This is a genomic window from Micromonospora sp. 067-2 (genome assembly GCF_046549295.1).
Lineage (GTDB): Bacteria > Actinomycetota > Actinomycetes > Mycobacteriales > Micromonosporaceae > Micromonospora.
The window spans coordinates 101,275-124,618 of record NZ_JAJPWB010000014.1; the positions used below are offsets into that span (position 1 = coordinate 101,275).

Annotated in this window: 19 protein-coding genes and 2 pseudogenes; 13 read left to right on the top strand and 8 right to left on the bottom strand. The window is 67.5% G+C overall.

The genetic code is table 11. The annotated features are described in order from the left end of the window. Nucleotides 1-43: 43 nt before the first annotated feature. From ACLJN9_RS29235 to ACLJN9_RS29250, 4 genes and pseudogenes are all read left to right on the top strand, one after another. Nucleotides 44-709 carry an ABC transporter ATP-binding protein gene (locus ACLJN9_RS29235; protein WP_410814886.1) on the top strand — a complete coding sequence of 222 codons (666 nt, stop codon included), beginning with the start codon at nt 44-46 and terminating at the stop codon, nt 707-709. Next, nucleotides 706-2,982, top strand: coding sequence for an FtsX-like permease family protein (locus ACLJN9_RS29240; RefSeq protein ID WP_410814888.1), 2,277 nt, complete (start codon nt 706-708; stop codon nt 2,980-2,982). The genes ACLJN9_RS29235 and ACLJN9_RS29240 overlap by 4 nt, the downstream gene beginning before the upstream one ends. 151 nt (nt 2,983-3,133) lie before the next feature. After that, nucleotides 3,134-3,499, top strand: a pseudogene (locus tag ACLJN9_RS29245) (creatininase family protein); the annotation flags it as partial. Nucleotides 3,500-4,391: 892 nt separating this feature from the next. Further along, nucleotides 4,392-5,579 (top strand): prolyl oligopeptidase family serine peptidase, encoded by a 1,188-nt coding sequence (locus ACLJN9_RS29250; protein ID WP_410814991.1) that lies wholly within the window; start codon nt 4,392-4,394, stop codon nt 5,577-5,579. Here ACLJN9_RS29250 and ACLJN9_RS29255 read toward each other — a convergent pair. Beyond that, nucleotides 5,543-6,937 carry a helix-turn-helix domain-containing protein gene (locus ACLJN9_RS29255; RefSeq protein ID WP_410814889.1) on the bottom strand — a complete coding sequence of 465 codons (1,395 nt, stop codon included), beginning with the start codon at nt 6,935-6,937 and terminating at the stop codon, nt 5,543-5,545. The two genes, ACLJN9_RS29250 and ACLJN9_RS29255, sit on opposite strands and share 37 nt — an antisense overlap. 532 nt (nt 6,938-7,469) lie before the next feature. Here ACLJN9_RS29255 and fxlM point away from each other — a divergent pair. The 5 genes from fxlM to ACLJN9_RS29280 all read left to right on the top strand — a co-directional run bounded on the left by fxlM (nt 7,470) and on the right by ACLJN9_RS29280 (nt 13,558). Then, a complete protein-coding gene (fxlM, locus tag ACLJN9_RS29260; protein ID WP_410814891.1) occupies nt 7,470-8,711 on the top strand; it encodes a methyltransferase, FxLD system in 1,242 nt (413 codons plus the stop codon). Nucleotides 8,712-8,724: 13 nt separating this feature from the next. Further along, entirely contained in the window at nt 8,725-8,880 is a 156-nt protein-coding gene (gene fxlA, locus ACLJN9_RS29265) for an FxLD family lanthipeptide (RefSeq protein WP_410814892.1), read from the top strand. 67 nt (nt 8,881-8,947) lie between these two features. Beyond that, on the top strand, nt 8,948-11,695 hold the full coding sequence (locus tag ACLJN9_RS29270) for a lantibiotic dehydratase (protein WP_410814894.1): 2,748 nt from the start codon (nt 8,948-8,950) through the stop codon (nt 11,693-11,695). Next, nucleotides 11,692-12,762: a lanthionine synthetase C family protein gene (locus ACLJN9_RS29275; RefSeq protein WP_410814895.1), complete on the top strand. Its 1,071-nt coding sequence runs from the start codon at nt 11,692-11,694 to the stop codon at nt 12,760-12,762. Before ACLJN9_RS29270 ends, ACLJN9_RS29275 begins: the two co-directional genes overlap by 4 nt. 13 nt (nt 12,763-12,775) lie before the next feature. After that, entirely contained in the window at nt 12,776-13,558 is a 783-nt protein-coding gene (locus tag ACLJN9_RS29280; protein WP_410814897.1) for a thiopeptide-type bacteriocin biosynthesis protein, read from the top strand. 1,080 nt (nt 13,559-14,638) lie between these two features. Here the strand turns inward: ACLJN9_RS29280 and ACLJN9_RS29285 are convergent. From ACLJN9_RS29285 to ACLJN9_RS29305, 5 genes are all read right to left on the bottom strand, one after another. Next, complete coding sequence (locus ACLJN9_RS29285; RefSeq protein ID WP_410814899.1) at nt 14,639-15,355, bottom strand: MerR family transcriptional regulator; 717 nt, start codon at nt 15,353-15,355, stop codon at nt 14,639-14,641. Nucleotides 15,356-15,369: 14 nt separating this feature from the next. Then, the gene (locus ACLJN9_RS29290) at nt 15,370-15,543 is read right to left on the bottom strand and encodes a hypothetical protein (protein WP_410814901.1); all 174 of its coding nucleotides are present in this window, start codon (nt 15,541-15,543) and stop codon (nt 15,370-15,372) included. After that, complete coding sequence (locus ACLJN9_RS29295) at nt 15,531-16,076, bottom strand: ABC transporter permease (protein WP_410814902.1); 546 nt, start codon at nt 16,074-16,076, stop codon at nt 15,531-15,533. The genes ACLJN9_RS29290 and ACLJN9_RS29295 overlap by 13 nt, the downstream gene beginning before the upstream one ends. A gap of 76 nt (nt 16,077-16,152) precedes the next feature. Next, nucleotides 16,153-16,311: a hypothetical protein gene (locus tag ACLJN9_RS29300; protein WP_410814903.1), complete on the bottom strand. Its 159-nt coding sequence runs from the start codon at nt 16,309-16,311 to the stop codon at nt 16,153-16,155. A 7-nt stretch (nt 16,312-16,318) separates the two neighbouring features. Beyond that, on the bottom strand, nt 16,319-17,125 hold the full coding sequence (locus tag ACLJN9_RS29305; RefSeq protein WP_410814904.1) for an ATP-binding cassette domain-containing protein: 807 nt from the start codon (nt 17,123-17,125) through the stop codon (nt 16,319-16,321). Nucleotides 17,126-17,304: 179 nt separating this feature from the next. Here ACLJN9_RS29305 and ACLJN9_RS29310 point away from each other — a divergent pair. Then, nucleotides 17,305-17,463, top strand: a pseudogene (locus ACLJN9_RS29310) (CsbD family protein); the annotation flags it as partial. Nucleotides 17,464-17,658: 195 nt separating this feature from the next. On the opposite strand, the gene ACLJN9_RS29315 reads toward ACLJN9_RS29310, so the two are convergent. Further along, nucleotides 17,659-18,003 carry a transposase gene (locus ACLJN9_RS29315; protein WP_410814905.1) on the bottom strand — a complete coding sequence of 115 codons (345 nt, stop codon included), beginning with the start codon at nt 18,001-18,003 and terminating at the stop codon, nt 17,659-17,661. Nucleotides 18,004-18,334: 331 nt separating this feature from the next. Here ACLJN9_RS29315 and ACLJN9_RS29320 point away from each other — a divergent pair, with 331 nt between their 5' ends. Together ACLJN9_RS29320 and ACLJN9_RS29325 are read left to right on the top strand one after the other, a co-directional pair. Beyond that, nucleotides 18,335-18,550 (top strand): hypothetical protein, encoded by a 216-nt coding sequence (locus tag ACLJN9_RS29320; RefSeq protein ID WP_410814907.1) that lies wholly within the window; start codon nt 18,335-18,337, stop codon nt 18,548-18,550. Continuing rightward, nucleotides 18,547-18,945 (top strand): hypothetical protein, encoded by a 399-nt coding sequence (locus tag ACLJN9_RS29325; RefSeq protein WP_410814908.1) that lies wholly within the window; start codon nt 18,547-18,549, stop codon nt 18,943-18,945. The genes ACLJN9_RS29320 and ACLJN9_RS29325 overlap by 4 nt, the downstream gene beginning before the upstream one ends. Nucleotides 18,946-19,154: 209 nt before the next feature. Here ACLJN9_RS29325 and ACLJN9_RS29330 read toward each other — a convergent pair whose 3' ends face one another. After that, nucleotides 19,155-21,050: a hypothetical protein gene (locus tag ACLJN9_RS29330; protein ID WP_410814909.1), complete on the bottom strand. Its 1,896-nt coding sequence runs from the start codon at nt 21,048-21,050 to the stop codon at nt 19,155-19,157. Between the two features lie 1,360 nt (nt 21,051-22,410). Here ACLJN9_RS29330 and ACLJN9_RS29335 point away from each other — a divergent pair. Beyond that, nucleotides 22,411-22,851, top strand: coding sequence for a hypothetical protein (locus tag ACLJN9_RS29335; protein WP_410814910.1), 441 nt, complete (start codon nt 22,411-22,413; stop codon nt 22,849-22,851). The last annotated feature ends 493 nt before the right edge of the window (nt 22,852-23,344 follow it).

The following is a 23,344-nucleotide window of genomic DNA, read 5'->3' on the forward strand; positions in this document are numbered from 1 at the left end:
GTCGTGAGCAACTTCGGGGGTGGTCTTCAGGATGGGTATCGGTGTGGGCGCTGACGTCGTCTCGAGCGACGGCCTGACCTACACGGTCGGCCAGACGGTTGCCGTGCGCGAGGCCAGCGTGCGTGTGGCCAGGGGCGAGGTCGTCGCGATCACGGGTCCGTCCGGCTCGGGCAAATCCACTCTGCTGTTCCTGCTCGCTGGAGTGTTGAGCCCGGACAGGGGATCGGTGCATCTCAACGGCGTCGACCTCGGTGCGGTCAGCGACCGCGCCCGAGCGGGTCTGCGGCTGCGTCAGTGCGGCTTCGTGATGCAGTTCGGCGACCTGATACCGGAGCTGACGCTAGCCGAGAATGTGGAGCTGCCGTTGCGCCTGACCGGTGTCTCCGCTCGCAAGGCGCGCGCGACCGCGGACGGTCTTCTGGCTCGCCTGGGCCTCGACGGCGAGCGGAATCGCACGCCCTCTCGGGTGTCCGGTGGGCAGGCCCAACGGGCCGCCATCGCGCGGGCGCTCGTGCACGAGCCGAGTGTGGTGTTCGCCGACGAGCCGACCGGCGCGCTGGACTCCCGCTCGGCGGCACAGTCGCTGTCAGCGCTGCTCGACCTGGCTCGCGCCGGTGGCAGCGCGCTGATCCTGGTCACCCACGCCGCCGACGTCGCCGCCACAGCCGACCGGGTTCTGACGATGCGAGACGGCGCGCTGCAAGCATGAGCTACCTCCCGTTCGTGCGACTGGGGTTGCGGCTGTGCCGCGGCGGCGGCACCGCTGGACTGGTCCGCCTGGTGCTGCAGGCAGCCGCGGTCGCCTTCGGCGCCTTCGTGCTCCTGGCCACGCTCGCCGCTCCCGGCGTCGCCGATCGACAGGACGGTCGCCTCGGTAATCGAGAGCCAGTGCTGACGTCGTCAGCCGACTCGGCCGCGTGCCTGAAGCTGCGCACCGTCGAGGACAACATCGGCTCCCGCCCGCTTCGGCGCATCGCCGTGTGGAACGCCACCGCGCAGTCACCTCGGCCGCCCGGCGTGCCGGCGTGGCCCGCAGCTGGCGAGATCGTGTTGTCGCCCGCCCTGTCGGATCTCATCGGCAATGACCCGGCCGCTTCCGCGAGGTTCCCGCAGCGTGTCGTCGGCGTCGTCGCCGCCGCGGGTCTGGTGGCCCCGGACGAACTCCTGGCCTACATCGGCGTGCCGGCAGGCGACGCGGACCGGGCGGGAAGCGCGCAGTGCGTCGCACGATTCGGTACGCAGATCCTGCATCGCGGTGTTTCCTGGACCGGTTCCGCCGAGCAGGTGCTACGGCCGGCCGTGCTTGTGCCGGTCGGCATGGCCGTGTTCGTCCTCATTCCTCTCGGCATCTTCCTGGCCGCATCGGCGAGGTTGTCGGCGGCCACCCGCGAACGACGACTGGCCGCTCTTCGCCTGCTCGGCGCCGACGCCCGCCAGACCCAGGTCGTCAACGCCGTCGAGACCGGGGCGGTAGCGGCCGTCGGCGCCGCGATCGGAATCGGCGGCTGGCTGTCCGCGCGTGGCGGGTCCGAACAACTCAACCTCGGCCACCTGCACTGGTTCGCCGGTGACCTCGCGCTGTCGCCGTTTACCATCGCGATGACCGCCGTGGGGCTGCCGCTGTACGCCGTCGCCGTGGCCACCGGCGCGTTCGCCCGCCTGCCCGCCAACCCCCTGTACGCCTTCCGCAACGCCGCCAGCCGCCGACCAGCGCTGCTCCGCATCGCACCCATCACCTGCGGAGTCGCTCTACTTACAGGCGCGGCAGCGCTGCCTGCAACGAGAACCTTCTGGGCGCTGCTGGCGTTCACCGCGGGCATCGTCCTGAGCGCTGCGGGACTGCCGCTGCTCACGCCACTGCTCGTGCAGAACATGTGGCAGCGCCTCAACCATCGACCCGGTCTCCCACCCGCCCTGCGCATCGCCGGACGGCGGGCCCTCGCCGCAGACGGCGCGGCGGCGCGCCTCGTCGCCACCGTCGGCGTCACCCTCTTCGCCGCGGGCATCGGCCTCGGAGCCGCGGAGCATGTCCGCCTCGCCGAATCCCTGGCCACACCCTCCGCGCCGACTCAACTCAAACTCACCCTCGATGGCGCCGTGAATCCCACCGCGCTCGACACCCTGCGCGCCACCCCGGGCATACGCGGCGCCTCTCAATACGAATACGCCTCGGCCGAGCTGGGCGACGCCGAACAGCGGACCGACATCCTGATCGCCACCTGCGCCGACGTACGCGGACTGTTCGACGGCGCAGAAACATGCAGCCCCGATCACGTCTACCGGCTGATCATCGACTCGCCCGACTTCGCCGGCGAGCCGCCGCTTCCGGCCGGGGCGACCCTGCACATCAAGCCCGCCCCAGGAGCGACCTGTCCCGCGGCGCGGAACGTCGTCGCACCCACCGACAAGCTTGAGCTGACCCGAAGCTGTACGCCGACCGCCCGTACCAGCTGCTCATCACTACCGCTGCGACCTGCCCAGCCGCCCAGACCGCCATCGTTCTGCTACCCAACGAACGCCCGGTCCTGGACCGGGCCCGCCAGATCCTCGCCGCACAGGCTCCCGCATCCAACGTCCAAGGCTTCCTCGGCCCAACGAAGGAGTGGGAGGAGCCACAGTCACGGTGATCATCGGCGCGCTGATGGCCATCACCCTGCTCCTATGTCTCGCCGCACTCGTCGTCGTCGCCGTCGACCGACTCATCGAACGCCGCAGACTCACCGCAGCTCTACGAATCGTCGGGGTACCCCGACGGACAGAAGCCACAGCCGACATGGCAGAAGTGGCCCTCCCGCTGGTGACCTCCGCGGCACTGGCGATGGCAACGACCGCGGTTGCCGTCTACGCCGCCACCGAGATCACCGGCATCACCATCCGCCGATTCGGTCAGATCCTGCTCACACAGGTCGGCCTCACCATGACCGCCGTGGTCCTGCTCACCGCAGTCGTCTACGTCGGCACCCTGCTAAGGACCAGCAGTGAAGACCTACGGCGCGAGTGACACACACCTCAGCCAACAGAATCGGGTCACCTCAGGTCCAGACGGCAAGCCAGCCCAGCCAACTCATCGCGGACATGTAGCCTACGCAGAGGCACAGGCCATGGTCGTCTTTGTTCGCCGAGGGTCGGTAAAAGCAACATCGTTCAGGAAGCCAACGTCGCCGGACCGAGGATGACCCTGTTCCCCGCTCGGGCCGACTGGGACGACGCGCGAGTTGCCGCCGGCCTGCACAGCACAGCCCACCAGGACATGCACGCTGGCGAGCTCGAGGTTTCGCTGCTTCTGCACGTTGCGCCGGAAGTGGTGCGTGATGGCTTCCAGCATGCAGACCACCTAGCGGACGATCGACGTCACCTCCTCACGAGGGGCATGAGTGGTTACACCACCAGCGGCGTCATTGGTCTGCCGTCAAACGGCACCGCGGCCAAGGGCAAAGCCGTACTCGAAGACCTTGTTCGCTCCTTCGCCGACCACTACGGCCTCCTGCCGAGACCCTAGGCATGATCAGGAATGATGCTGGACGAAAGCTTCTGTTCGCATCGACGTTGCCCCCCCGGGAGAGCGATCGAGCGGACGCAGTTTGCAGGGTGAGCCGGGAGCAGGGACAAGAAGCTCGGACGTAGAGTCGGCGACGTCTGGGCACACACACTGGCCCGGAAATCCGAGCCCTGCCGGTGTCCCGGCGACCGGTTGACGAGCCCGCCGTCGTCCGGCCCGCGTGGAAGTTGTTCGAGGAGGACCTGTGAGGCTGGGCGACAGGATCGCTGAAGTGTCGGTGGACGACGCCGTCCGCGCCTCCGTGAGTTATGACCAGCTGCGTACCGGTGATGACGGCCTGTACTGGCTGGAGACTCGCCCCGACGCCGGCGGGGGTACGACGGTGACACGGTGGCGGTCCGGCGAGGGCAAGCATGATGTGAGTCCGAAGGGCTTCGATGTCGCCAGCGGTGCGCACGCGTATGGCGGCGGATCGTTCGCTGTCGTCGAGGGGACGTTGTGGTGCGTCGGCGGAGATGGCCTCTATCGGAGCCGTCGTCACGGCGATGAACTCGAATTGGTCAGCCATGGATGCTTCGGTGACCTGACGATCAGCGACGGCGAGTTGCTGGCTGTGCGGGAGTCGGAGCAGGGTGACCAACTCGTCGCGGTGTCGTTCACCGGTGCTCCGCAGATGCGAACTCTCGTCTCGTCCCGGGCGTTCCTCGGCGCGCCTCGGCCGGGTCCGGGCTCGTTGGCCTGGACCGCCTGGAGCAAGCACGACATGCCCTGGGACGCGTGTGAGGTGTGGGCCGCCTCCTACTCACCGAACGGTGGGGTCGAGGACCCAGTAAGGCTCGCCGGCGGTCCGGAGGAGTCTGCGCTGGAGCCGCAGTGGGGACCCGGCGGGGCGTTGTACTTCGTTTCGGACCGCAATGGCTGGTGGAACCTCTACCGGTGGAACGGCCTCCAGGCGGAGGAGGTGGCGCCGATCGCGGGTGAGTGCGCCGCGGAGCCGTGGGAATTGGGTTACACGTCGTATGGCTTCCTCGACGACGGTCGGATGGTCGTGGCGGTGCAGGAGGGGCCGCGGCACCGCCTCGTCGTCGTCGAGCCTGACGGTACTGTCCGCCCGGTCGACCTCCCGTACACGTCGATCAAGCCGTACCTCGCCGTGCAAGGGACGACCGTGGCGTTGATCGGATCGTCACCGACCGCAGCCCCGCAGGTCTCGCTCGTAAACCTGGCTGACGCTGCCCCCCAGGTGGAGGTGCTTGCCAGGTCGGAGCACGCCGCGCTCGACGGGGCGTGCGTTTCGACGCCGACGGAGCTGCGCGTCCGAGTGGCCACCGGTCGGGAGGTGCTTGCCCTGGTGTACCCGCCGACGGGCTCGGCGGCGGACTGGCGGGCGCCGGTGATCGTTCGGGCGCATCCCGGGCCTACCGCCTCCTGCCTGCTTCGCCTGGATTGGCAGGCGCAGTTCTTCACCAGTCGCGGGTTCGCCGTCGTTGATGTCGACTATCTGGGTAGCACCGGGTACGGCCGCGTGTTCCGGGAATCGCTGTACGGCCGGTGGGGCCTGGACGACGTCGATGACTGCGCGGCGGTGGCGGTGCACCTACTGTCCACCGGGCGGGCGGTGCCGGGGCAGGTATTCATCCGCGGTGCCAGCGCCGGCGGCTACAGCGCGTTGCACGCGGTGTCACAGGAAGGCCCGTTCACCGCCGCCACCGCGGTGTCGGCGATCGTCGATCCTGAGCGGTGGGCGCTGACGGTGCCCCGGTTCCAGCGGGCGCACGCGATGCGGCTGCGCGGGGGCGCCGGCCCAGTCCGTGCCGCCACGGTTCAATGGCCGGTGCTGCTCATTCACGGCACCGGCGACGAGGTGGCCGTGGTCGAGGATGTCCGCGACCTCGCCGACGAGTTGACGTCTCTCGGCATGGCGCCCGAGGTGTTGCTTCTTCCTGACGTCGGCCACTATGTGGCGTTGTCCCGTCGAGCAGGCGCGGTGCTGGAGGCGGAGCTGGCTCACTATCGCTCGGTGATGGCGGGTGCGGCCAACGATCAACCGGGTTGCACAGCCGCCAGCGGTAGTCGGTGACGCACGTACTCGCCGAACTCGCGGACCTCGGGCTCACCCCGATAGGACTCGAGGTCAGCCTGTACCTCGACGATGCGCTGCAGGCAGCGGTGTGAAGTAGTTCGTGCCGCGAAGTCGACTGCCTCGCGTGCGGTGGCGCAGGCTTCGTCGATACGGCCGCCGGCGACCAGCGACGAGGCCAGGAGCGCGGTGTCGATGGCGAGTCGCCGGACATGCGTGGGACTCAGGGCGGCGAGGGCGTCGCCCACGTGCCGTTGAGTGTGCTGCGGTTGACCCAGATCGTGGAAGCAGTGGGCGATCTCGTCGGCGAGGTACGCAGCGTCGAAGTACCGGATCCACGCCGGCTCGTCCTCGGGCTTGCTGCGGGCTAGTTGCGTCTCCACGATGTCAAGGTGCGTCAGGCAGTCGCCTTCGCGTCCGAGGCGGGCGTGCGTGCGCGCCACCACCGCGTTCAGTGCGGCTGCCACAGCGGGCGTCGCCCGGGTCTCGCTCCCTCTCACCGCCGTGAGCGCCATTCTGCGTGCCGGCTCGGGGTGTCCGCAGTGCAGCGCGAGATGACCGATGTTCACGGCGAGCAGGTAGCTGCCGTACAGGCGGTCGTCGGCAGCTTCCGTCAGACGTAGAGCGCGAAGGTACCGGCGCTGGGCGAGGCCATGGGCACCCGTGTCGACCGCCTGATACCCGCAGAGCTCAAAAAATCCCGCCGCCAAGGTGTAGAGGTGCCGACCGACCGCCTCCGAGGCGGGCGGGCTGGCCAGTAGCCGGTTCAGTTCGCGTTCGACGTACCGCTGCACCTGAGCGTGGACTCGTCCGGCCCCGTGGGTGTGATCCAACTGGCGGAACATCGCCAGGACGGTCTCTGCGGAGTCGAGATCCTCTTCGCATACCTGATCAGGCGAACCGGTTCGGCCGGCCACGGACAAACGAGGTCCCGCTGAGGCGTTCAGCCAGTCCAGCGCGGCGCGGTCAAGAACGCCAGGCTGGAAGGGAACACGGACGACCATGTCCGCCACCCCGGGCGTCTCCTCCGCTTGAGCGGCCAGCAGGGTGCTGGCGTTGCTAGGACCGCTCGGGAGTGTTGTCCGCATACGCTCCTGGGCGCGGCCTCCCTCAAGAAGCGGTAGCAGGCGGATCAAGGCCCCTCCGGCCGCCAACGCCCTGTCGCATGCTTCAACGAATTCCGGGGACGGGAAACGGTCCGCTGTCTCGACCCGGCGCACCAGGTCAGGGCTGAACCGGATCATCGCGCCGAGTCGCGCTTGCGAGAGGTTGGCCCGCTCCCGCAGCCGGCGCAGCTCGGCACCGAAGAAGTGGCGCTCAGACAGGGACGGCTGGAGCATCCGCGGAGTCTGGCCCATAGCACCGCCTCCTCTGGCTGTTCACACCACTGAGGCGGTGAGCAGCATGAATGTCGCGCACTTAGGGTCACTCAGTGTTCAGCGCGGCGCAAGCAAGAACACCGAGATGCGTAGATGCGGGAGAAGCTCATCGGTGGCGCAGATGCGGACAACCGCTTCGTCCGCATGGTTGGCATTCACTGCACCGGCTCGACGGGCGAGGGTGGAGATGGGCCGGGCTGCTCGTCAGATCCGCTCCTGACTTCGAACGAGCGCGGGAGGTTGCAATGGAGGAGGAAATCGTTCCGCCACCATGATCTTGGTACACATCGGCTGCGTCCTCGGCCTACCACCGAGCGAGCGTATAGGCATCGACGCATGCGGCTGAACCTTCACGTGCGCCGGCAGGACGCAACCTTCGACCGGCGCCACATCGACTTCAGACTTCTATGTGACTTGGCGAGTCCAGCGGCTTGACGCTCTGTTGAGCCGAGAAGAGCGGAACGACGGGCCATCCGATCGGGAGGCCGTGACGGAAAGGGAGAACACCCGAATGAGTGTCGACACGGCGAGCGGCGAGGACCTCCATGCCGCGATGGTCGATCAGCTCGTAGCTGATCACGCGGAGAAAGGGCTGGTCATGCGGCCTGAGGTGGAGGCGGCACTACGTTCCGTGCCGCGCCATCTCTTCACACCAGATGCCGTGTTGACGGAGGCGTACCGGGCCGACCAGGCCGTCGTGACCAAGCGGATCGGCGACGAGGCGGTCAGTTCGGTGTCGGCGCCGTGGCTCATCGCGGAGATGCTCGGTCAGGCCGCAGACGCCATCGACGGCGGGTTGGCCGGCCGGCACGTCCTGGAGATCGGGTCCGGTGGGTACAACGCCGCACTGCTGCGCGAGCTGGTCGGCCCGTCGGGCTTGGTCACAACCGTTGACATCGATCGCGAGGTGACCGACCGTGCCACAGCCTGCCTCACCGCGGCGGGCTACGACGATGTGGTCGTGGTGTGCGCTGACGCCGAGCAACCGGTCAACCCGGGCCGCAGATATGACTTGATCATCGTCACTGTCGGCGCCTGGGACATCTCACCGGCCTGGACCGCTCAGCTCGCCGAAAACGGAACGTTGGTCGTACCGCTGCGGACGTTCGGGATGACCCGCTCGTGGGCGCTGCGTCGAACGGGCAATCAGCTGGCCAGCCGCAGCCAGCGGTTGTGCGGGTTCGTCTCGATGCAGGGTGCCGGGGCACATCAGGTGCGGTACGCCGACATCGCTGACGGGGTTCACCTGCGGCTGGACGAGGACCAGCAGGTCAATCGCCACGCCGTCGGTGTGCTGTTGGCGCAGCCGCAGACGCAGGCGTGGGCCGGGGTGAGCCTGCCCCCTCGCACCGTTCTGGCTGACCTCGACCTGTGGCTGGCGACCCGCATCACCGATGCGGGACAGCAGTTCGTTGTGCTCACGGCCCAGCAGGAGGCCGTCGACGCGGGTGTCGTCGCCCCGGCGTGGCGTTTCGGCACGCCGGCCGCTATTGACGACGGCGCGTTCTGCTACCGCTCGGCGCTGCGCTGGAACGACAACGACATGTTCGACCTCGGCGCCTGCGCGCATGGGGCCGGCGCCGCGGTGGCGGCCGGTCGGATGGTCGGACAGATGCGCGCGTGGCTGTATGCGGGCAGCCCCTCGCCGGTGCTGCACGTCCTGCCCGCTGGTACTCCCGACGGCGACCTGCCGGCCGGGACGGTGCTGGACAAGCGGCACAGTCGCCTCGTCCTCACCTTCACCACCCCCTAGAAAGGGCACGCACATGAACGACACCGACGACCCGGAGTTCGCCCTGGACGTCAGCCTGGTCGACGCGGGTCCTACCGCGACCGGCTACGCCACCTCCACCAACGACGGGTGCGGCTCGGGTAACACCGGCTCCAACGCCTGCACCACGAAGTGCGACGGCGGCAACTAACCCATCCGTTCCTCTCACGATCGGGCCCGGCGTCGAGCGCGCCGGGCCCGTCGATTCGGCGGTGCTCATGGTTCCCGCAGCTGGTGCGGCGCTGATCAGAATCGCCGCCTACCCCAAGGGCCTCGTTCTGCCTGCCTGGCCCGACACGGTCCACGGTCATCCGGATCAGTGGCGCGAGTGGCTGGACAAGACGTGGATGCTGCCCGGCTTCGCGGCTGCCGTCTCCGGCGCGGCGCCGCAGCTGGCCGACCAGATCCAACGCGCTCTGAGCGGGGAGCCGCTGTCTCAGCAGCGACTGCGGCGCCTGGTGCAGTCGGCGGTCCGATACCTGCTGCGCTGGACCACCCGTGCGACCCCGTTCGGCACGTTCGCCGGCGTCGCCCCGGTCCAGTTCGGCACTCGGGCGACGGTCGTCTTGGGCGACGCCCATCGCGCGGTCTGCCGCCCCGACGGCCAGTTCATCGCCGAGCACACCGCGCGGGCCGAACAAGACCTGGCCACCCTGCGCACCGTCCCCGTCGTAACGAACTCGTTGGGATACCGGCGCGGCGACAGGTGGGTGCTGCCCTGTGCCCATGCCAGCGACGATCGGCGGTGGGACGTCGAGGTCCGCCTGACCGGCCCGATCCGGATGGCGATCCAAGGTGCTCGGTCCCCGGTCATGTTCGCTGACCTCGCCGCGACGGTCGCCGGACCCTTCAGCATCGCCGACGCCGAGCGGCTGCTGGCCGAACTGGTCCACAGCGGGGTGCTGCTGTCGGCCCTGCGCCCACCCATGACCGCCACCGACCCGGCCGCGCACGTCGCCCGCCACTACGCCATCCCAAAACCGGGCAATCGAGTCGCCGTCGATCTACGCGCCGACATCGCGGTGACCCTGCCCCCGCCGGTACTGCGCGAGGCGGAGCGGGCCGCGTCGACGCTCGTGGCGGTAGCGCCGCCTCACGCCGCCGGATGGGCCGAGTACCACAACGCGTTCATCGAGCGATGGGGTCCCGGAGCGGCTGTTTCTGTCCGTGATGTGCTGAACGTGCTGGGTTTCCCGGCTGGCTATCGGGGATCGGCTCGTCGCGCCCCAGCGCTCTTCACCGCCCGTGACCGGCTGCTCGGACAGCTCTCGCAGCAGGCCGCACTCGACGGCTGCACCGAGGTGGTGCTCGACGACGCGCTGATCGACCGGCTGCGCGGGAGTGACGACCGGCCGCCGATTCCGCACACCGAACTGAGGTTTGCCCTCACCGCCGACACTCAGCACGATCTGGACCGCGGCGCGTTCACCCTGACGGTGCTCAGCGGGTCCCGCCACGCCGGGGTCGCGGCGGCCCGGTTCCTGCATCTACTCACCCCCGCTGAACTCGTCGGATTCCAACAGGTCTACCGGCAAATGCCGACCGCCCTGCCCAGCGCGGCCCCGCTGCAGCTGTCTGGACCACCCCTCGACGCCCGCCTCACCGCAGTAGCCCGGACGCCCGAGCTGCTGCCCGTCCTTCCTCTCGGTGACTTCCACCCGGTACCGCCGTACACGCTCGAGGATCTGGCGGTGACCGGCGACGGACGCCGGTTGTGGCTGGTATCGCTGGCCACCGGTCAGCCCGTCGAACCGCTGCTGCTCAACAGCGTGCTGCTGCCCACGCTGCAGCAGCCGCTGATGCGGTTCCTGACCGAGATCTGGGCCGCGTGGACGGCACCGTGCAGCCGGTTCGACTGGGGACATGCCAGCGGTCTGCCGTTCCTACCCCGTCTACGCCGGGGACGCACGATCGTGCACTCGGCCTGTTGGATCATCGACGCCACCGCGCTTCCCGCCCCGGGCACCTCTTGGCCGCAGTGGCTAGCCGCCTGGCAGCGACACCGCCAGCGGCGGCACGTCCCGCAACAGGTCTTGTTCGGCGACGACGACATACGCCTACGCCTTGACCTGGACAACCCCGCCCACCTGGCGGTTCTTCGCGACCACCTCGACCGGTACCCCCGCACGGTGATCACGGAGGCTCCCGGGTCAGCGGGCTGGATCAACGAGCGCCCCGCCGAACTCCTGCTCACCCTTACCCACCCCGCGCCGGCCGCCAGACCTGCCCGACCAGCCCGAATCGCCACCACTATGCAGCACTGGCCCGCGCTGTCACGGTGGCTGGAGGCACACCTGCACGGCCGCCCAGACGACATCCTCACCGACCTCGCCCGGCGCCCCGCCGACCACCTTCCAGCCGGCTGGTGGTTCCTGCGCTATCCCGATCCCGAGCCGCACCTGCGGCTACGCATCCCACTACCGGACAGCGACGAGTTCGCCGACATCGCCCGTCACCTCGCCGGCTGGGTGCAGCACCTGCACGATGACGCCGTCATACACGACTACAGCCTGCACCCGTACCGCCCAGAAACCCGCCACGGCGCCGCAGCGACCCTCGCCGCCGCCGAGCAGGTGTTCGCCGCCGACTCCCGCGCCGCCCTGCACAGGCTCATCGGCGACCGACAAGCCACCACCGCCGCCGGGATGATCGCCATCGCCGACGGCTTCACCGGCGACGGGCCGCGCTGGCTCGCCACCCACGTCGCCCACCGGACCGGTCTGCGCCTCGACCCCGCCCAGCTCGAACATGCCCGACGCCCAGTGCATGACGAGCGACTCGCGGCAGCGCTGGCCGCCTACCGGCCGTTGGTCGTCGGTGACGGGCTCGACCCTGACGAGGTGCTGGGCGATCTGCTGCACCTGCATCACGCCCGCATGATCGGCGTCGACCTCGCCTCCGAACGGCACTGCCTGCGGCTGGCCCGAACCGTCGCCCGCACCGTCCTCGCCGGGCGTAAGTCGTGACCGCGGGACAGTCACTCGCCGACGGTGCGGCGGGCCTCGCCTTGCTGCACCTGGAAACCGGCAACTGGCCGGCGGCATACGAGGCGCTGCGTGACGCCACCGCCGGTGGTGTGAGCATCGCCGAGGGGGCCAGCCTCTTCTACGGCGCTCCCGCGCTCGCGTTCGTCCTCGCCACCACCGACCACCCGGGGCTCGCCCAGGCACGAGCGGCCACCGCCGACGGCACCGCCGCGGTGACCCGCCGACGGCTCGAAGCCGCTCACCGCCGTATCGACCGACACGAACAGCCGCACTACGCCGAGTACGACCTCATCCGCGGGCTGACCGGGCTCGGCGTCGTCCTGCGGCGGCTCGGCGACCGTGACCTGCTCCGCCAGGTCTTGGATTACCTCGTCCGCCTCACCGAACCGCGAGGCGAACTGCCCGGCTGGTGGTGCTGCAACGGGCCCGAACGCCGCCAGCCGCCGCCCCCCGGCGGTCACGCGAACTTCGGCATGGCCCACGGCATTACCGGCCCACTGACACTGCTCGCCCTCACCCTCTGCGACGGCATCACCGTCGCCGGACACACCACAGCGATCAACCGCATCAGGCAATGGCTGGACACCTGGCAGCAGCACACCCACGGCACGACTTGGTGGCCGCAAACCATCACCCTCACCGACCTACGCCGCGCAACACCGGCCCAGCGAAACCCACAGCGGCCGTCCTGGTGCTACGGCACCCCCGGCATCGCCCGCGCCCAGCAACTCACCGCACAAGCGCTGCACGACACCACCCGCCAGCGCCTCGCCGAGACCGCATTCACCACCTGCGTCACCGACCCCGAACAACTCCGGCGGCTCACCGACCGAGGCCTGTGCCACGGCACCGCCGGACTGCTGGCCACCGCCCGCCGCATCGCTTCCGACGCCCTCACCCCCATACCCCTCGATCTCGTCAACGATCTCCACCAGCAGGCCACCCCCACCACCAACGAGCCCGACGGGCTTCTCGACGGGAGAACAGGGGCGGACCTCGTCACCGCCGCCACTGCCGGCTGGGACGCCTGTCTCCTCCTCACCTGACGAAGGAGCCACTGTGGACCACACCCCCTGGCACCAGGTCAACATCACCTTCCCCGGCCCGACCGCCCGGGAGCGCGAGCAACAGGCCGTCGCCCACCTCAGCCAAGTGCTTCCCGCCGCCGAGACCGCCGGCCTGATCACCTGCTGGTGGTTCATCCGCAAAGGTGCCTGGCGCATCCGCTACCTCCCGACGAACAGCCCAGGCAGCGGAGACCAGGGCCGCCTGCTACTTACCGAACGGACCACTTGGACCAGCGACATCTACGAAGCCGAAACACACGCGTTCGGCGGGCACGACGCCATGACCGCTGCCCACGCGCTGTTCCACCACGACAGCCGCCATCTCCTCGTTTACCTCCACCAGCACCCCACCACCCGGCGCGAACACTCCCTGATCTTGTGCACCGCCCTGATGCGCGCAGCAGGAATGGACCTCAACGAGCAAGGCGACGTATGGGCACAAGTCGTTCAGCTCCGCGCAGGACACCTCAACCGGGCATCCCCAACCGATGCCGGCAGGTGGGAGAGGTTCACGGGAGACGTTCGGCGCCTGCTGCTCGGTGCACCTCGCACCACCGGCGACTGGCACACCGCATTCGCGAACGCCGGCGCAGCCCTACATCGCCATCGGGAAAGGGGTGCTCTCACCCGCGGCCTTCGGGCGGTAATCGCCTTGCACGTGATCTTTCACTGGAACAGGCTCGGCCTACCCGCCACCACTCAGGCCACCCTCGCCCGGGCGGCCCAGGAAGCCATCTTCGGCCTGCCCGACCCGCACCTGCCAGACCCCGGGTAGATGTCTCGAACCCCATGGCCCGAGCCAAGTCATCCGTTGGCCCCCCGGGTCCGCCCCACTCACCCAGCCCACGGCTCAACAGGAACCGCTCGTCCGCGGTGAGATCGACGGCTACAACGTCAGAAGCGCCAACGGCCCTGATTCTGACCTACCGCCCCTACAGGATTGAACCCGCCTGGTACTAACGCCGTTCCATCAGGCGCTCGCCCGATCAGCGGCTACTTGCTGATCCCGCCAGCGGTGCGGGCCCGAGGATAGACCGTCGCTAGCATGCACCTCCGCTTCTCGGCAGGAATGTGCCGGCATCGGGACGATCCCGGTGTCACTCCGCGTCGCCGCTCCGATGGGATCGGCGCACACTCGGCGGCAGATCCGGATGACCGCTGAGCCGCGCACATCACGTACAGTGGATCAGTCCCCGGGCGACCACGGGCACGGGCTACCGGTTCGGAGCCCGGCGGTCAGTAGAGCTGGACTTCCCAGGAGGCAAGGTCTGCTTCTCCAGGGGGAACCTTGCCGGTGCAGTACTCGCAGAGCCACGTCGCGGCGCGACGCTCGGCGTACTTTTCGTTCGTTGGGATGCCGTGCTCGTCGAATTCGAGGACGTCGGCGAGATGGCGAAGCAGTCTCCATCCAGGGCCTCGGGGTAGTCCGCGAATGCGGCTTTTAGTCGGGTTGCCGAGCCGGGGACCTGGAGGTCCGGGGGTCCGGGGTCCCTCAGGGCCCGGAGTAGTCCTTGAATGTCCGTTTGGTTATGGGATGCCGTGGAGGGTAAGGGCTGCGGTGGGAATGGTGTTGGCGCGGCGTGCAATCAGTGACGCGAACCTGCGCCGCCCCCAGCGAACGTTGTAGCTGGGCGGCGTGATCGCCGGGAGCAGCCTTGGCGGTGCCGCAGCAGTAGCCGCGGCACACGGTGACGGCGCAGCCGGGCGATGGGTCGCGGCCGGTAGCGAGCCGGGGGCGGCGGCTCACGACGTAGCACCGGCAGTGGCGCGGCGCCAGGCCCTCTGAGACAGCAAACGCTGGTCGCCGACGCAAGAATCGTGGTGCTGGATTGGGTTTCCACGACCAGGGATCCGGTCACTGGCCGGTGAGTACCATCAGCCGCTGCCAGGCCGGGGACGGGGGCGGGGATGCTGCGATGAGCCGAGCGACGACCGGGTCCAGGACCGGGTGCCGCGCGGCCTCGACCGGTTCAGACCCGTGTGTCGCCGACAGGCTAGCCGTCCACTGGCGTAGTCGGTCGGCCAGGGGATCCAGGCGTGGGTCGTGGGGAGACCACTCGAGTGCAGCGTCGAATTCGAGGAAGATGGCCCGGAATTCGGGGTCGGCAAGCACGGCGCGCTTCTGCGCGACCAGGGCGGCGGCCTGGTCCGGCGATGCAGCGTGCACCAAGACCCAAGCGTCCCGCTCGATCTGCACGCCGCGGTGGCTGACGCCGATCTCCCGGAGCAAGTCGAGAAAGTCGGCGACGTGGGCGGGGACGAACAGCCGGTCGCCGGTGCGCAGTTGGGCGACCCGCTCCCGGGTGCGGTGCAGTTCCTCGATCCGTTCCCGCAACCTTCGGTCAATCTCGAATGCGGCGGCCGCGAATTGGTCGGCGTCGGCGGCCAGCAGTTCCTTGATGCGGGCGAGTGGTTCACCGGCCTCGGCCAGAGTCTTGATCTTGATAAGCCGGACTGCGTGTTCGGCCGTGTAACGGCGATAGCCCGATGCGTCGCGAGGCGGCTCGTCGAGCAGGCCACGCTGGTGGTGATGGCGGACAGCCTTGATCGTCACGCCGGCGTAATCGGCCACCTGCCCAATGGTGATCATTTCGCCCCCTGCTGGAACGCCGCCCGCGCCCACAGGTAGCCGGCCAACGCGATCGCCGCCGACCAGAGCAGTGCCAGGTAGGCAGTGTTTCCGACTGGCGCGCCGCCGAGCAGCGCGCGCAGCGACTCCACGACGTAGGTGAACGGTTGGTGCGCGGTTAACCAGCGCACCCCGCTGGCACCGACTCGGCTGGCACGAACGCGCTCGACAGAAACGGCAACAGGAACTGGATCGGTAGGGTCGCGCTGTTCGCACCGGCGACGGTCTTCGCCACCAAGCCGAGCGCAGTCGACAGCCAGGCCAGTGCGAACGCGAACGCCGTCACGACGCCGGCGACAGCGAACCAGCCAGCTACAGAGGCATGCGGGCGGAAACCGACTATCAACGCCACGCCCACCACGACAACGCCGATGACAAAGGTCCGTAGCACGCCGGCGCCGACGTGCCCGGTCAACAGCGCGCCGCGGCCGACCGCCATCGCGCGGAACCGGTCGAAGATGCCGCCACTGCGGTCGGTATGCACATTGATCGCGGTGCTGGGGTAGCCGGCCGCCACCGTCATCATCAGAATCCCGGGGACGAGGAAGTCCACATACGGCGCGCCCCGTCCGGCCGCTCCGAGCCCGGCGCCGATCGGCCCGCCGAGGATATAGACGAACAGCAGCAAGAATACAACCGGCACCAGAACCAGCGCGATGAGCATCAGGGGAACCGCAGGGTGTGCTTGAGCTCTCGCCCGATCATCGTGGTGGCGTCCTGGGCGGCGACGGTCAGCGAGTTCACAGGGTCAGCTCCTTCGAGGCGTGGCCGGTCATGGCGAGTAACACGTCGTCGAGATCCGGCGTATGGATGGACAGGTCTACCACCGCGACATCGTCACCGAGGCGGGTCAGGATGTCGCGCAGGGAGGTGAGGCCGCCCTCGTTCGGTACCCGCAATACCAGGTCATTCGCGCCGGCCGTTGGGGCGGAGCCGGGCGGCGGCGTCCAACGCGTCGTAGTTGGCCAGCTGCAGCCGGATGTGGGAGCCGGGGAGGCGTCGCTTGAGTTCGTCGGGCGTCCCCTCGGCAACGACGCGGCCGTGGTCCAGCACGGCGATCCGGTCGGCGAGTTGGTCGGCCTCCTCGAGATATTGCGTCGTCAGCAGGATCGTGACCCCATCGGTTACCAGCTCCCGGATGAGCTGCCACATGACACGGCGGCTGCGCGGGTCGAGGCCGGCGGTGGGCTCGTCGAGGAAAATCAGCCGGGGCCGTCCCATCAGTGTCATCGCGATGTCGAGGCGGCGCGCCATGCCGCCGGAATAGGTGGCCGGGGACTGCTTGGCCGCGTCGATGAGGTCGAAGCGTTCCAGCAGCTTGGCGGCCCGGGCCCGGCGCTCGGCCGCTGACAGGTGAAGCAGCCGCCCGATGAGAAGCAGGTTCTCCTCGCCGCTGAGCAGGTGATCCACCGCGGAGAACTGGCCGGTCAGCCCGATGAGACGGCGCACCCGATCAGCCTCGCTGTGCACGTCGTGCCCGAGCACCCGGGCCGTGCCCCCGTCTGCCCGGATCAGGGTGGACAGGATTCTCACCGTAGTGGTCTTGCCGGCGCCGTTCGGCCCGAGCAACGCGCAGACCTCGCCTGCGCCGACGCTGAGGTCGACGCCGTCGAGTACCACCTGCTCTTCGTACAGCTTCCGCAACCCGCGCACAGAAAGCGCATCTCGTGTCATGCCGCCGATGTTCAACCCTTGCCCCAGGGGCAAGGTCAAGCGCAATCACAACCGACAACGCGTCGACGATCGCGACACCCTGCCCAGTTCACCAGACATCGAATCCAGCGGGTGGGTCAGGGAGCACTCCGCCAACCGGCCACAAGCAGGACCCGGAGCTGATTGCCCAGCAGCCCCGGTACCCGGGAGCGGTGTGGCCACCGAAGCCTTCACTCCTCATCAGGCGCGTCGGGGTCACGAAGGACGCGCCGGCCGCCGTCGTGGAAGGCATCGGCCGAGCCACCGACGACGAGCAACTGGAGGCCGAAGGCCGCAGCGACCAGGCCGTCTCCAGGCTCAAGCAGGCAGGCGAGAAGATCAAGGACGCTTTAAGAGCTGACCCGTCCCACCCTTCGATGGGTAGCTTCAACAGCAGGGGCAATGGCGATGAGCTGCTATCGCCCCTGCTGTTGGTTTGCGGAACGGGTGCAGCAGCAACGGCTCCAGCGCCGCCCACTGCACGTCAGTCAGGTCGAACCGCCTCGTCACCGCTAGGGTCAGGGCCCCGGGGTAGTCCTTGAATGTCCGGTTGGTCAGGGGATGCCATGAAGGGTGAGGGCTGTGGCGGTGGCAGTGTAGGCGCGGCGAGCGCTGGCGGTGTTTGCCCAGCCGGCGAGGCGGATGGCGCCGCGGACGATGTCGCGGAGGGCGGCCTTGACAGCGGGGGTGTTATGGGTACGGGTCTGGCTGGCGTCCTCGCCGAAGGTGACGTCTCTGATCCAGTGCACGCTGTTCTCGATGGTCCAGTGCTGCAGGGCCCAGGCGGCGACCTCTTCGGGGCGGGCTTGGTGGGTGGGTAGGTCGGTGATCGCGTAGACGATCTCGGTGCTGAACGTCTTCGTGCTCAGGGGGCGCCGTATGCGGCGGATCAAAGCCACATCCGCGGACTACCCCGGGGCCCTGGGTCCTGGGAAGGCGAGTCCTTCAACTCGTCCCAGTAGTTGATTCCCTCCAACATCGCATAGCCGACCGAGCCCTGTGCGACCCATCCCGCGAAGCGGCGGATCGCTCCTGATGCACCCTGACTCAGATGCGACGACATGCGCGCAACCGACCGGCCACGCCCAGCCGCGGTCTACGCGGTTGTCACGGTGCGGCGCCTTCAACTCGGCATGACCGCGATCAGCGGCAGATCCGCGCACACGCTGAGAGGCATCCATTCCTTGCGCACCGCCCTATAGTGCAATCTGCCCTGTAGGGAGGATGTGAATGGTGCTGAAGATCGACTCCGGCGGTGCCAGGCAACCGGAGGTCAAGCCGCTCGCCGCCGGCGTCACCTCGGTCGCAGGCGGCTCCGCTGCGAGAGGCGAGACCGACCCGGCCCACGACTCGATCATCACCCTGACAGCGGTGGACACCCGCGCTGGGTGGCGGTTCGCGTCGTTCCAGAACACCCTCGTCAGCGACCCCCGGGCCGACCGATGAGCAAGAGCCGGCCACCGAAACTGCTGGTCGACCTCGCGGGCGTCATTGAGGCCCCGATCGACAAGGTCTGGCCCCTACTCCGGCGGGTGGTCCCTTTCGCGCAGGAGAACGGCACAACCGCGGCGTACCAAGGCGGATGGTGGTACCGCGGCGAATGGTCCGCGCAGCCGGACAAGAACCTCACGCTGGTCACCCACCGGGTCTACAACGTCGCCCAGGCGATGCGCTGGGGTGTGCCGCTCGCTAACCGATTCTTCATCGGCTTCGCTCAGAACACCCGCAACCGATTTCAGCACACGATCGCCGACATAGCCCGGCAGCTCAACACCACCGGATATCTTACCCCGGTCCGCGCCGGAAACACCCCCGACACGCCACCTGCAGAGCCGCACTGACTGCGTCCGCCAGGTAGGCGATCCGCCACTCGACTGCAGCCCGCGCATCCTCAACTCAGCAGGAGAGTGCGTTTGCGGCCGACGCCTTTCCGGCTCTGCGGCTCCAGTGGCGTAAGCACGTGGGTAACAAGCGACCCTTGGTGGGAACCAAAGTCCCTTGGGTAGACCTACATATTATTCCATCGTAAATGACCGTACCCAACAAGCCGTCAGGCCTGCCGCCTAATTGCCACGTCAAGGAGCCAGAACTCGTCATTGATCTTGATGGTTAGAGCGACCATCAGCCGCAGTGCAATGTAGTAGGTCTGCTGGTGCTGGGCATCGCCGTTGCCCTTGGACTGGATGCCGTGCTGGTACTTATTGCGGAGTTTCGGGCCATTAGCAAAGTCGATTGAGTTTAGGTTGTAGTTGAAGTAGGCGGCCTCGGCCTTGGTGAGCAACGACGAGCGCCTAGCGAGCCACTCAGCGTCCACCATCCTGTCGACGTGAGCACGACACCTCGTGTTCAGATGGTGGTAGGCGACGGCCTCGCTGTCATTGAGCGACTGCAGCACTTGGAACAAGTCGGAGTCCTTAAGTCGGATGCGGTCGCCGGTACTCTCGACGACCCCGTGCTCGATGAGCTTATCGACTAGGGGCTGTTGGTACTCGTGCAGCGATTCGTACGAGACGTTGTTCCGCCGCAGCAGGTCGACGAAGTCTTCACCGCGGATATCCTCGTTAATGTAAGTCAGGTGTGACTGATCCGAGAACAGGGCGTGCAGGATCGTGTGGATTTCACTGTGGTTGGTCGCGTAGGCATACTTGCCTTCCAGGGCGCTAGGGATAGTCCGGTATCGCATTATCTCGGCCCCTGCGGTGGCTACATCATGGTCGATTTCGCCGTCCTCGACAAGCAGCCCAAATTGCGTCGCGATGGACTCCATTTCAGCGAACAGGTTCCGGCAGCGTTCCAGATAGTTCGCCTTCTGGCTGGACGGGCTGAATACGAAACCCGCGATGCCGTATTCCGTGAGGAGATGCTCCTCGAAGTACCAGCGGAGCACTTCCTCAAGGTCGATGTCCTTCGTTCCGAGGTAACGCTGGTACATCGTCGTTTGAAGTAGCGTTGCGCGATCCTTGGCAGTGAAGACGTGACCGGTAGGATAATCCTTTACGCCGTTTATGCCGAACGCGAGCTCAAGCCCACGGCGTTCGCCGTTGAAGGCGGGGAGCGTCAGGAGTCCGTGCTGTGGCGCGAACTCGAACAGGAACTGGAAGTTGTTCAGCACGGACGGGAAGTCCAACGTGCCCTCCAGCCAGGCTTGGCTGAAAGTATACTCGATGACCATGTTATTCAACGTTGCCTTCACCGGCTCGAACTGGGCCGATGATACGGCAACGGTGCAACCGGTTTTCACACCGGGAGTTGTCTTGAAGAAATTCTCGTTCATGGCGCCGTAACGCCGCTTCGCCTTAACGACCAACTTGGCATCTACCCCGCTCTTGCTGTCGATTGGGGCGTCCGCGATCAATCTCAAGTAGTTCGGGTTCGGCTCGGCGCTGTCAATGTAGGCCTCCATCAGTGTCCGGGAGTCGGCGGCAGTGAAGTTGGCGGGGAGGAAGCTCTCCTTCTTCATCCCGCCCCCAAGATGATGCCTGACCACGAGTTCGGCTCTGTCCGGCTCGGCCAGAAGTCGCTCCCGGAGGGTCACGCCGTAGTTCTCTACGAGCCGCTTGCTCGTGAGCATGTCGCAGATGTGAACCTTCGCCCCGTCGAGCGCCGTCAGCATCGCTGTGCCGGAGCAGCGTCCGAAGACTCCGAGGCCAGCCAGGAGGTCGAGCAGGTGCTCGTGGTATTGCCAGTCGACCGCCGTCAACATGTCGGCGAGGTTGTCGTCCTCTAGGGCGCCGAACCACTGTGCGATGGTCCGCTCAATAGGTTTGGCGGATACAACGAGGGCCTTCCGGTCTTCCTCAACGACGTCCGTTGGGATGAAACCTGACTCGACGAACAGGCGAGCGTTGTGCAGTTCCAAGATGCCGTTGACTCCGTCAGGCGGAGCGGCTGGATCAAACCCCTTAACTACCTCGACCGCTCGGTGAACCTGCCAGTACGTCGCCAAGTCGCCAGCGCCGTAGTAGCGGAGCCGAGGGGCGAACTGGTCATCTGCGGTCTCAGCGTCTATGAAGATCCTTACGAGCGTTCAACGCCGGTCGAGGGGTCTCGGGCTTCCTCGACTCTAGGCGGACCGAGATAATCGTCGCCGGTGCCGCGACGGGGCAAACGCCAAGCTGGCGCCAGTCCGGGCGACGACGATGCACACACCGCCTCGTTGCCGGTCAGCTTGGCGACCCGGCCCTGTGCACATCCCGCACGATTAGAGCAAGGCGCACGCTCATCGGCTACTTGAGCGGACGTTTGGGGCGCCGTCATGGTCGGAATCGCGGCGGGTCCGAGCGACCGCGGGGCCCCCGGGGGTGAGCGCTTCGTAGTTCCCCGATGGCGACGCCGACGGCAAGTATGCGGGCGAAAACGTCGTTGATCTTCGATGATGTGCGCGGTGTGTGCTCTCCAGCGGATGCCAACCCGGGTCGACCCGTGCCAACGCGGGTCACGGCGGCCGACCGCCGGTCGCAACCCGGGGTTCGTGTGCTCGAGCTGTGCTCCTGGGCTGGGAGAACGACGGTACGGGGAACGTGGGTGAACGTGGGCCACTCCGTGCCACCCTAGGTGAACCCCCAGGTGGCTAGACTGGTCCCTCGCGCCCTCGTAGCTCAGGGGATAGAGCATCGGTTTCCTAAACAGCGACTAACCGCATGGCCGCAGGCCAATGACCTGCGACTTTCCTGTCTAGATCGCTCAGATGCTGGTCGCAAAAGCATGCTGCTGTGCTCGCGTGCTTGAGATTTGCGGAACGTGCCTCGTTCGGGGCGCGAATTACCGAAGACCCGCAGAAGTTTTGCCAGGGGTCGCAATCCTTTGCTGTCTCGGTCACGGCGCGCCGGCGACCCGCCGCTCCTGCAGAGTGACGGGCGGGCTCTCGGCGTGCGTGCAAGATCACCGCACGGCCTCCGCGGAGAAATTCTTCATCGTTCGAGGCGCACGGTCGCTGGGCGGCAACGAGACCTGGTGGACTCAGTTCCATCACGGCGAGCTATGTCGCCGGCTGAGAAACCCTCCTGATGTTGGCGGCGAGCATGCTGGTCGCCTCCGTTGTCAACGCGGTGAGCTTGGCCGCGAGAGGATCATCGCGGCTATGTCGGGTGTCCGCCCGAATCGGCGGCCCTGGCACTGATCGAAACGCTGGGCGTCACTCAAGGCGGAGGCTCCTCCAGTAGCAGCGGAGGCGATAACAGCTGCTTTGGGTATCCGTTATCTCGCGCTACGTCCGAGAGGGAAGAGTGAGCGGCTGTCACGTTCCGGACAACACGGGCGGCAGAGATTGGCCGTGCTGCGGCCGCTGGCCGGGCGGGTCACCGCGTGTGTTCCGCCACTACCAAGACGGCGAGCCAATCGAGGCGCTCATTGAGGAACGTGGCCTGCTCTACCAGGCGATCGCCGAGCGGGTCTGGGCTCCAAAGGCACTCGGCCTGCTGATTTCGGCGCCGGAAACGGTATCCAGTACACCGGAACCGGCCCGGAAGAGCCGGAAACGCATCGATGTCAGCCTGTCCGACCTCGTGCGGGCCGGCCTTCTACTGCCTGACTCAGCCCTTGTCGGCCGGCGCCGGGGAAGGCAGCATCGCGCCACGCTGCTCGCAAGCGGCAAAATCCGGATCGCCACGGGTGAGTACATCGCGCCGTCTAAGGCGGCGATGGAAGCGGCGGAGTCGAACTCGGAGAACGGCTGGACGTTCTGGCGGGTGGAGGACACAGGCGAGACACTTGGTGCCGTGCGGGACCGCTTCCGGGCTTCCGAGTAAGACGACAAAGAAAACGAGCATCTACGCCGGGACGAGTTCGACGTATCTGAAGTGCTGAGCGAGGGTGCGGTTCTATTCTGAGCGCTGCCCCGCATCCGCTTCGGCCAGCCACGAAAGACAGTTCCGTCGTGACGAATTCGTCCACCCGGCCCTGCTCACCAGCATCTGGGCCAGTCAGGTACTGCCGCCGGGTCGCCCTGTGTGCGCAGTAGGGCGTCAACCGTGTCGGCCGCTGCACCCCGCCCATCAAGATCATCAAGAAGTCGCATTGAGGCTCTTAGGCCTGACGGTCCAGGCCTGACGGTAGGGAACCGAGGTCGGTAGGTGGTCAGCGTAGGCCGGTGGCGGCTCGGTGGTCGGCGATGAGACGTGCGACGAGTTCGGCGGCCACGCCGGGCGGGGCGGGCGACGAGACTGCCGTAGTCGATGGCCTCGTCTAGGGACACGTGGATGTGGTCTGCCTGCCCGAACCCGTAGTGGGATGATGCGGCGG

What these genes read in the sequence shown, in the direction of transcription:
- ACLJN9_RS29240 (WP_410814888.1), top strand. Translation starts at nt 706, where the DNA reads ATGAGCTACCTCCCGTTCGTGCGACTGGGGTTGCGGCTGTGCCGCGGC.
- ACLJN9_RS29255 (WP_410814889.1), bottom strand. Translation starts at nt 6,937, where the DNA reads ATGGGCCAGACTCCGCGGATGCTCCAGCCGTCCCTGTCTGAGCGCCAC.
- fxlM (WP_410814891.1), top strand. Translation starts at nt 7,470, where the DNA reads ATGAGTGTCGACACGGCGAGCGGCGAGGACCTCCATGCCGCGATGGTC.
- fxlA (WP_410814892.1), top strand. Translation starts at nt 8,725, where the DNA reads ATGAACGACACCGACGACCCGGAGTTCGCCCTGGACGTCAGCCTGGTC.
- ACLJN9_RS29270 (WP_410814894.1), top strand. Translation starts at nt 8,948, where the DNA reads ATGGTTCCCGCAGCTGGTGCGGCGCTGATCAGAATCGCCGCCTACCCC.
- ACLJN9_RS29295 (WP_410814902.1), bottom strand. Translation starts at nt 16,076, where the DNA reads ATGCTCATCGCGCTGGTTCTGGTGCCGGTTGTATTCTTGCTGCTGTTC.
- ACLJN9_RS29320 (WP_410814907.1), top strand. Translation starts at nt 18,335, where the DNA reads ATGGTGCTGAAGATCGACTCCGGCGGTGCCAGGCAACCGGAGGTCAAG.
- ACLJN9_RS29325 (WP_410814908.1), top strand. Translation starts at nt 18,547, where the DNA reads ATGAGCAAGAGCCGGCCACCGAAACTGCTGGTCGACCTCGCGGGCGTC.